The organism is Rhodococcus sp. P3_B8 (assembly GCF_056402775.1).
The window spans coordinates 1-8,450 of record NZ_JBFUGT010000282.1 but is presented as its reverse complement, the minus strand read 5'-3'; the positions used below and the strand labels follow the sequence as shown (position 1 = coordinate 8,450).

The window sequence follows — 8,450 nt, the reverse complement described above, 5'->3', positions numbered from 1 at the left end:
GTCAGCACCTGACCCATGATCACGTACTCGACCTGCTCGGGAGCGACGCCCGCCTTCTCCAACGCACCACGAATCGCCACGCCACCCAGATCCGAACCCGACACATCCTTCAACGAACCCAGCAACCGGCCCATCGGGGTCCGGGCTCCGGCGACGATCACAGAACTGGTCACGATTTCCTCCGCGTGAGACGAATAGACAGGTGCGGGGCGACGGAAGTCACATCCCGACGAGAACTACCGAAACGGTAGCGCTAACGTCGGGAGCATGACACAGTCCTCCCCCACCCAGACCACGTCACCGCTGTCCTCGGACCTGGTGACCGCCATCGACCACGTCGGCATCGCGGTTCCCGACCTCGACGCCGCCATCGCGTGGTACTCCGAACACCTCGGCATGGTGTCGACGCACGAAGAGGTGAACGAGGAGCAGGGCGTACGCGAAGCGATGCTGAGCGTGGTCGGCTCCCCCGAGGGCAGCACCGCGCTGCAGCTTCTCGCACCGTTGAACGAGAACTCGACCATCGCCAAGTTCATCGATCGCAGCGGTCCCGGTCTCCAGCAGCTCGCGTACCGCGTCACGGACATCGACGCCATCTCCGCCCAGTTGCGCGAGCGCGGTGTACGGCTGCTGTACGACGCACCGCGCCGCGGCACCGCCGATTCGCGCATCAATTTCGTCCACCCGAAGGATGCGGGCGGAGTTCTCGTCGAGCTCGTCGAGCCGTCGGCGACCCACTAGAGCTGTGGCCGGCCGCCGGGTACCAGGCGCAGAGACAAGTTCTACTTTGCCCAGGTAGATTGGCGGCCATGGTAAACGAGCAGGACCGTGGTTCGATCCCCCTTCCCTTTTCCACCGTGCGCAAGGGATTCGACCGGGACGAGGTACGCAACTACTTCGAGCGATTCGACGCCGAGCTCCGCGTCACTGCCGCCGACCGCGACGCCGCGGCGGCGCAGGCGCGGGATCTCGCCAAGCAGCTCGACGATGCGCGGGACGAGATCGACGATCTGCGCAAGGATGTCGACCGCCTGTCCGTTCCGCCGACCACCGCGGAGGGAATGAGCGACCGCATCTCGCGCATGCTCCGGCTCGCGTCGGACGAGGCGTCCGAGGTGCGCGCGAAGGCCGAGGCCGACGCCGCCGAGATGATCTCCGTCGCCGAGCAGGAGGGCGCGCAGCTCCGCGGCCAGTACGAGTCGCTGGTCGCGGAACTCGAAGACCGCCGGAGCGCTCTCGAGATTCAGCACGAGCAGACGATGGCGAAGGCCCGCACGGAGGCGGCGAAGATCGTCGAGGCCGCTCAGTCCGAGCGCGACCGCCTGGCTGCCGAGGCCGAACTGCGTCGGTCGCAGGTGCAGGAAGACTTCGACCTCGCGATGTCCGAGCGCCGCCAGAAGACGATCACGGCGGTCAACGAGCTCGAGTCCACCAGCAAGGCCGAGGCGCAGCGTCGTCTCGCGGACGCCACACACGAGGCGGAGCGCAGGCTGCAGGCGGCCACCGACCAGTCGGAGCGCAAGATCGCCCACGCCAAGGAACTGGCGGAAGAACTTCGCGTACTCCGCGGCCGGATCCTGGCGCAGCTCTTGGGGATTCGGGGACAGCTCGATTCCGTTCCCGCAATGTTGGCGTCGGTCAACCGGGAGAGCGAACTATTGGACGCGCAGCCCGACACCGCGGCATCGGGCTCGGAGAAGCGCTCCACCGAGAACACGAACAGCAAGTCGGCAACGGCCGGTGGCGCGGACCGGAAGTCCGCGCAGAACGAGTCCGGGAAGAACTCCGCGGACGAGACGGACAACTCCGACGAGGACACTGCAGTGCTGTCCGCCGTCGAGAAGAACCCGGCGAACCGGACGGCGGATCAGCGGACCGTGAAGACGGGAAGCTAGGACCACCTGCGTGTGAGGCCCCGGGTCCTGCGTCCCGACCAGCACCCGGTGTGCCAGTGCCGCCGGTCCTCGGCTCCGCCGTATTCGGCCGGCCAAGTGACCAGGTGGGCGACCCCCGGCCGGATGTCGTGATCGCAGCCGGGGCACCGGTAGGACTTGGTGGCCCGGGCCCCGGGGATCGTGCGCACGATGAAGCTCTCGTCGGCGAAGCCCGCGGGCCCGGATTCCTGACGCATCATTGCACTACCGAACAGCGAGCCCTCGGACGTGTCCGGGGGCTCGTTGCGGCGTGTGTTCTTTCGCTGCGGTTTACGACGGGGCACGGGTTCAGCCTAGGCCTCAGAAGAGCCGGAACTCGGTGCTCTCGGTGCCGCGCAGCGCTTCGTAGTCGAGCACCAGGCACCGGATTCCGCGGTCGGTGGCAAGGGTTTTGGCCTGCGGCTTGATCTGCTGGGCGGCGAAGACACCGCTCACCGGCGCCAGCAGCGGATCCCGGTTGAGCAGTTCGAGGTACCGGGTGAGTTGCTCGACACCGTCGATGTCTCCGCGGCGCTTGATCTCCACGGCGACGGAAGCCCCGTCGGCGTTCCGGCACAGCAGGTCGACGGGACCGATGGCCGTCATGTACTCGCGCCGGACGAGCGTGTAACCGCTGCCGAGCGTTTCGACGTGTTCGGCGAGCAGCTCCTGCAGGTGCGCCTCGACACCGTCCTTGACGAGCCCCGGATCGACACCGAGTTCGTGACGGGAGTCGTGCTCGATCTCCTCGATGGTGATCCGCAGTTCCTCACCGGCCTTGTTGGTCACCACCCACAGCGCTTCGGCGTCTTCCACGGTGTCTTCGACGAGCCAGCAGGGCGGGCTCATCCAGTTCAGCGGCTTGTAGGCGCGGTCGTCGGCGTGGATGCTCACGGAACCGTCGGCCTTGATCAACAACAGGCGACGAGCGGTGGGCAGATGTGCCGTCAAACGGCCTACGTAGTCGACTCGGCATCTGGCAATCACTAGGCGCACCCGCCCACCCTAAGGGATCGCGCCGACTAGTCTCGAATGACTATGCGCAGCCCCCGTCGATCCGTCGCCCCGCTGGGGTCGTGGTTGCTCGGGTCACCGGACGAGAGTCCCCGCAGGCGGCGGATCCGTGTCCAGCTGCTGCTGACCGCCCCGCTGGTGTTCACCAACCTGGTCGGCGCGGTGATCACCTGCCTGCTCGTCAGTGTCGTGGTCCCCGGCCCGAGTGTGTGGTCGAGCGAGTTCGTGATCGCCAACTTCGTCGCGGTGCCCGTGTTCGTGCTGTGCGCGGTCCTGGTCGGCGTGACGTGGGGCACCAAGCGACTGGTGTCGGATCTCCGGTGGGCGACGGAGGACGACGTGCCCACCGACCACGACCGGTCGGCGGCGTTTCGCGCACCGTGGCGTCTGACGCGTGTCCAGGCGGCGTTGTGGGGCATTGGGCTGGTGTTCTTCACGACTTTGTACGGCATCATCGATCCCCAGACCATTCCGAAGGTCGCGTTCACGATTGCGTTGGCCGGGATCACGGTCTCCGCGTTCTGCTACCTGCTGACGGAGTTCGCCCTCCGCCCCATCGCCGCCCGGGCACTGGGATCGGACGGACCGCGACCCCGCCGAACCCTGGGCATCACCGGCCGCACCGCACTGGCGTGGATCCTCGGGACGGGTGTTCCCGTGCTCGGTCTGATGCTCATCGCGATCTTCAGTTTCATCCGGCCGGCGAGTCCGACCAGCCTCGCGGTGTCGATCCTCGCGCTGGGGGGTGTGATCCTGCTCTTCGGCCTGCTGCTGGTCGTGATCAGTGTCCGTGCCACCGAGGCACCCATCCGCTCGGTGTCGCTGGGCATGGCGAAGGTGGCGGAGGGCGATCTCGACGCCGAGGTCGTCGTGTACGACGGCACCGAACTCGGCGCGCTGCAGACCGGGTTCAACCGGATGGCCGAGGGACTCCGCGAACGCGAGCGGATCCGCGACCTGTTCGGGCGCCACGTCGGGCAGGAAGTGGCGTCCCAGGCCCTCCGCCACAACCCCGAACTCGGCGGGGAGGAACGTGACGTGGCGGTCCTGTTCGTCGACATCATCGGGTCCACCACGATCGCGGCCACCCGGTCGCCCGGGGAGGTCGTGGACCTGCTCAACCGCTTCTTCAACGTGGTCGTCGACGAGGTCGATCGGCGAGACGGGTTCGTCAACAAGTTCGAAGGTGACGCAGCACTGGCCATCTTCGGGGCACCCGTGGCGCTCGACGACCATGCAGGCGCCGCGCTGTCCGCCGCTCGGGCCCTCCGCGAACGGCTCACCGCCGAGGTACCGGAGTGCGATGCGGGAATCGGGGTGGCGGCTGGTCGCGCCGTGGCCGGAAACATCGGCGCCCACGAACGTTTCGAGTACACGGTGATCGGCGATCCGGTCAACGAGGCGGCGCGGTTGTCCGAGCTCGCCAAGAACGTGTCCGGACACGTCGTCGCGTCCGAGCGGGCGATCGACGCGGCATCCGACGACGAGCGCAGGCGGTGGCGACTCACCGACACCGTCACCCTGCGCGGCCGTGTCGAACCGACCACGCTGGCCGTTCCCGCCGAACTACTCCCCGCCGGTTCCGCCGTCGACGATGAGGGCGCCGACTCCGTCGAGTAGCCGGGCCAGCCCGAATTCGAAGGCGTGGGCGGGCGCGTACGCGGCGTCGTGGTGTTCCCCCGCGGAGGCCCCGACCCGGGCGGCCAGCGGGAACCGGTCGGGGTCGAAGACCTTTTCGAAGTGCGGGGCGACGCGCTGCCACCATTCACTGTCCGCCTCCCCCTGGGCGGCGAGCGCGGCCGCATCCACCGCGGCGCGCGCCGCGCCCGCGACGAAACTGTCGAGGAGCGTGACGACGGAGTCCATGTCGAGGTCCGACAGTCCCAGCCCCTCGACCGCACGTAGTTCCCGCTCGTACTTGGCCATCCCGCCGGGCCCGAGAACCGGCCGGCTCATCGCGACGACGCCGAGCATCCACGGGTGGGCGCACAGCAGTTGGAAGTAGTCGTGAGCGGCGGCCGCGAGACGCTCGCGCCACCCCGCATCGGTGTCGTCGGCCGGCTCGAGTGTGGACAGCGCGCGATCGAGCATCACCTCCACCAGTTCCGTCTTTCCGGGAACGTGCGTGTACAGCGACATCGCGCCGGCGCCGAGTTCGGCTGCCAGCCGGCGCATCGAGACGGCGTCCAGCCCTTCCGCATCCGCGACGGAGATGGCGGCCTCGACGATCCGGTCGAGCGTCAGGCTCGGCTTCCCGTTGCGGGGGCGCGAGATCGGCGTACTGCCGCCACCCCACAGCAGCTCCATGGTGCGGGCGGGGTCGCCCTCCGGTGTCGCGCTTCTACCCATGCCGAGATCTTCCCACGGCGCCCGGGAACAATTCCGTCCGCCGCCTCGTTGACGTACGGCGTACTGTAAACCAGGCGAAAGGCGCAGTAGTGACAGCAGGGCCCATCCTCGCCGCCTGTGCGGCCACCTTCGTGCCGTCCGATCCTCCGCGCGACTCCCGCCTGGCGTTCTGGCGTGATTCCCCGGACGGGCCGCTGCCACCGAGTATCGATTCCCACACCCGGATGGCAATCGGAAGCACCGTGGAACGCGTTCCGACGCAGAGCGTCTCGCTCGCCGACGCGCTGCCGATGCTCCTGGCACTGCGACCCGGCGAGACAACGCATCGATCGGTCGCGTTCTGGGCCGCCTGCACCCGGACCGCTCTCGGATACGTCGGGGCGGGCAAGGTCCTTCCCGCGGTCACGCCGGGTGGCCGCGACAGCTGGCGGCTCGGCGTCCTCGACGACGAGGACGAGTCGCATCTGCGGCTGCTGGCCGCCGCGCTCCCGCCGGAAGCGCGCGCCATTCCGCTCGGGGATCCGTCCGCCGCCGGAGTTCGCCTCCCCGCCGCGGTGGACGTGCTGCGCGACTTCCTCACCGCTGCCGTCGATACGATCCCGCGACTCGTGTCGCCGGCCGACGACGGGCCCTACCTGGGGTGGAACGCCGAGACCTCGCCCGAACTCCGGGCCTGGGCGGACGCCCTGGCACCCGATGCGATCGCGTTGTCGTTGCGGATCGACCCCGTCGATCCCGGCAAGGGCGACCTCTCGGACAGCGAGTTCGACGCCACGGTCCAGGTGCACGGTCTCGCGCGCCCCGGGGTGGTGTGCGACGCCGTCGACCTGTGGCGGCATCCGACGCTCGCCGAGTCCGCGTTCGCCTCCGACCCCCGGATCGCGGTCCTCGACGCCCTCCGCCGCGCCGCCCAGGATTGGGCTCCGCTCGAAGACCTGCTGCGAGCTGAGGCGCCGCACCGCATCCGACTCGAGGACGACGACCTGGCCTCCCTCGCCGGGGACGCCGGCCGTCGGCTGCGCGAACGAGGAGTCGAGATCCATTGGCCGCGCGAATTGGTCGCGCGCACCTCGACCCGCATGATCCTCGGCGAACCCGAGTCCCGCGAGGGCGCAGCCGCTTTCGGCGGCGACCGCACCTTCGACTTCGACTGGCGCATCGCGGTGGGGGACGACGTACTGAGCCGCGAAGAAATGGAGGAGCTCGTCTCGGCAGAGCGCGCCGTCGTGAAACTCCGCAACCGATACGTCGTCGCGGACTCGGCATTGATACGAAAGACCCTCCAGCGACGCACCGGAACGATGACGTCGATCGAGGCCCTGCGGGCGTCGCTGACCGGCCGGGCCCGGCGCGGAGAGGAGGACGTCCGCGTCGACTCCTACGGCGCGACCGCGGCGGTGGCGCGTGAGCTGTCCGACCAGGATCCGGAGGCCGTGCCGGCCCCGGCAGCCCTGCGCGCGCAGTTGCGGGACTACCAGCTGACCGGGTTCCGCTGGCTGGCCGGGCTCACGTCACGAGGCCTGGGCGCCTGTCTCGCCGACGACATTGGCCTGGGAAAGACGTTGACTCTCATCGCACTTCACCTGCACCGTCAGCAGACGCCGGAAACGGCTGGACCCACCTTGGTGGTCTGTCCCGCGTCACTGCTGGGGAACTGGCGACGGGAGATCGAACGCTTCGCACCGGGCACCGGTGTCCTCGTCCACCACGGTCCGAAGCGGCGTCCGCCCGGTGAGACGGTCACACCCGGCGGCGACATCGTCGTCCTCACCACGTACGCGACGATGCGGCTCGATGGCGACGTACTCGCCCGGACTGTGTGGGGTCTGGTCGTCGCGGACGAGGCGCAGCACCTGAAGAACCGCGCGGCATCCGTCACCCGGGCCCTGCGGACGATTCCGGGCCTGGCCCGCGTCGCCCTCACCGGGACACCGGTGGAGAACAGACTCAGCGACCTCTGGTCGATCCTCGACGGCGTCACACCGGGCCTCCTCGGTCCGTACGCGCAGTTCCGCCGCCGCTACGACGGCTCGGCCGCTGAGGACGGAATCGACCGCGCGGCGGAGTTGGCGGCGTTGATCTCGCCGTTCGTCCTCCGGCGCACGAAGTCCGATCCGGGGATCGCCCCCGAGCTTCCGCCGAAGACGGAGATCGATCTGGATGTCACGCTCACCCCGGAACAGGCCGGAATGTACGAGGCCCTCGTCCGCGAGGCGATGGAGCAGATCGAGACGAGCGACGGCATCGGGCGGCGCGGCAGCATCGTGTCGCTGCTGACCGGCCTCAAGCAGATCTGCAATCACCCCGCCCAGTACCTCGGCGAGGAGCACGCCGCGCTCACCGGCCGCTCCCACAAGATCGGTCTGCTCGACGAACTGGTGGACACCAACCTGTCGGAGGGCGGGCGTTCGCTGGTGTTCACCCACTTCACCGCGATGGGACGGCTGCTGCGGCGGCACCTGACGACGCGCGGGGTGGGCTGCGAATTCCTGCACGGTGGCACTTCCGTCGCCGCCCGGGAGGAGCTGGTCCAACGCTTCCAGAACGGCGACACCCCCGTCCTGATCCTGTCCCTCAAGGCCGCCGGTACCGGGTTGAACCTCACCCGGGCCGATCACGTCGTCCACTTCGATCGCTGGTGGAACCCGGCGGTCGAGGACCAGGCCACTGACCGCGCCTACCGCATCGGGCAGACCCACCCGGTCGTCGTCCACCGGCTCGTCACCGCGGGAACCATCGAGGAACGCATCGCCGGCATGCTCGCCTCCAAGCGGCAGCTCGCCAACTCTGTCCTGTCACACGGCGCCGACGCCTTCACCGAACTGACCGACCGCGAACTCACCCGGCTGGTGGCTCTGAGCCCCGACTACGACTTCGGAGGTGACCTGTGACCGACGCCGTCACGCTTCCCCGATTCYCGGCGCAGAAGGGCCGACGCACCCGCGGCAAGACCTGGTGGGCGCAGCGGTGGGTCGACGACGTCGAGCACGCCGCGCTCGACTCGGACACGCTGAAACGCGGACGCGCCTACGCCCGTGGCGGAGTGGTCGGTCCGCTCACGTTCGCGGCCGGGCTCGTCTCCGCGGACGTGCACACGGACGAGGAAAGCCTGCACGTGCGCATCCGGGTGGACCAGCTGGACGAGCGCCAGTGGGGCGAGGTGCTCGCCACCCT

General features: G+C 69.0%; 8 protein-coding genes and 1 pseudogene. 5 read left to right on the top strand and 4 right to left on the bottom strand.

Translation table 11 applies throughout. The features are described from left to right. The coding region (locus AC1D1G_RS37305) for a thiolase family protein (RefSeq protein ID WP_477956082.1) at positions 1-173 on the bottom strand (173 nt) is incomplete at its 3' end. A 94-nt stretch (positions 174-267) separates the two neighbouring features. On the opposite strand from AC1D1G_RS37305, the gene mce reads away from it, so the two are divergent. Continuing rightward, a complete protein-coding gene (gene mce, locus AC1D1G_RS37300) occupies positions 268-741 on the top strand; it encodes a methylmalonyl-CoA epimerase (RefSeq protein WP_005248354.1) in 474 nt (157 codons plus the stop codon). A 68-nt stretch (positions 742-809) separates the two neighbouring features. After that, positions 810-1,895 (top strand): coiled-coil domain-containing protein, encoded by a 1,086-nt coding sequence (locus tag AC1D1G_RS37295; RefSeq protein WP_280784740.1) that lies wholly within the window; start codon positions 810-812, stop codon positions 1,893-1,895. Here AC1D1G_RS37295 and AC1D1G_RS37290 read toward each other — a convergent pair. Beyond that, entirely contained in the window at positions 1,892-2,218 is a 327-nt protein-coding gene (locus tag AC1D1G_RS37290) for an ATP/GTP-binding protein (protein ID WP_283333527.1), read from the bottom strand. The genes AC1D1G_RS37295 and AC1D1G_RS37290 overlap by 4 nt on opposite strands. Positions 2,219-2,234: 16 nt before the next feature. Continuing rightward, complete coding sequence (gene nucS / locus AC1D1G_RS37285) at positions 2,235-2,909, bottom strand: endonuclease NucS (protein WP_105417176.1); 675 nt, start codon at positions 2,907-2,909, stop codon at positions 2,235-2,237. 36 nt (positions 2,910-2,945) lie between these two features. Between nucS and AC1D1G_RS37280 the strand changes: the two genes are divergently transcribed. After that, entirely contained in the window at positions 2,946-4,547 is a 1,602-nt protein-coding gene (locus AC1D1G_RS37280) for an adenylate/guanylate cyclase domain-containing protein (RefSeq protein ID WP_283333526.1), read from the top strand. Here the strand turns inward: AC1D1G_RS37280 and AC1D1G_RS37275 are convergent. Beyond that, positions 4,494-5,276, bottom strand: a complete 783-nt coding sequence (locus tag AC1D1G_RS37275) for a TetR/AcrR family transcriptional regulator (RefSeq protein WP_283333525.1) — start codon at positions 5,274-5,276, stop codon at positions 4,494-4,496. The genes AC1D1G_RS37280 and AC1D1G_RS37275 overlap by 54 nt on opposite strands. Before the next feature lie 89 nt (positions 5,277-5,365). On the opposite strand from AC1D1G_RS37275, the gene AC1D1G_RS37270 reads away from it, so the two are divergent. Together AC1D1G_RS37270 and AC1D1G_RS37265 are read left to right on the top strand one after the other, a co-directional pair. Next, positions 5,366-8,167, top strand: coding sequence for a DEAD/DEAH box helicase (locus AC1D1G_RS37270; RefSeq protein WP_477956081.1), 2,802 nt, complete (start codon positions 5,366-5,368; stop codon positions 8,165-8,167). Continuing rightward, positions 8,164-8,450: pseudogene (locus AC1D1G_RS37265) on the top strand (SWIM zinc finger family protein); the annotation flags it as partial. The gene AC1D1G_RS37270 and the pseudogene AC1D1G_RS37265, both read left to right, overlap by 4 nt.

What these genes read in the sequence shown, in the direction of transcription:
- AC1D1G_RS37280 (WP_283333526.1), top strand. Translation starts at nt 2,946, where the DNA reads ATGACTATGCGCAGCCCCCGTCGATCCGTCGCCCCGCTGGGGTCGTGG.
- AC1D1G_RS37295 (WP_280784740.1), top strand. Translation starts at nt 810, where the DNA reads ATGGTAAACGAGCAGGACCGTGGTTCGATCCCCCTTCCCTTTTCCACC.
- AC1D1G_RS37275 (WP_283333525.1), bottom strand. Translation starts at nt 5,276, where the DNA reads ATGGGTAGAAGCGCGACACCGGAGGGCGACCCCGCCCGCACCATGGAG.
- mce (WP_005248354.1), top strand. Translation starts at nt 268, where the DNA reads ATGACACAGTCCTCCCCCACCCAGACCACGTCACCGCTGTCCTCGGAC.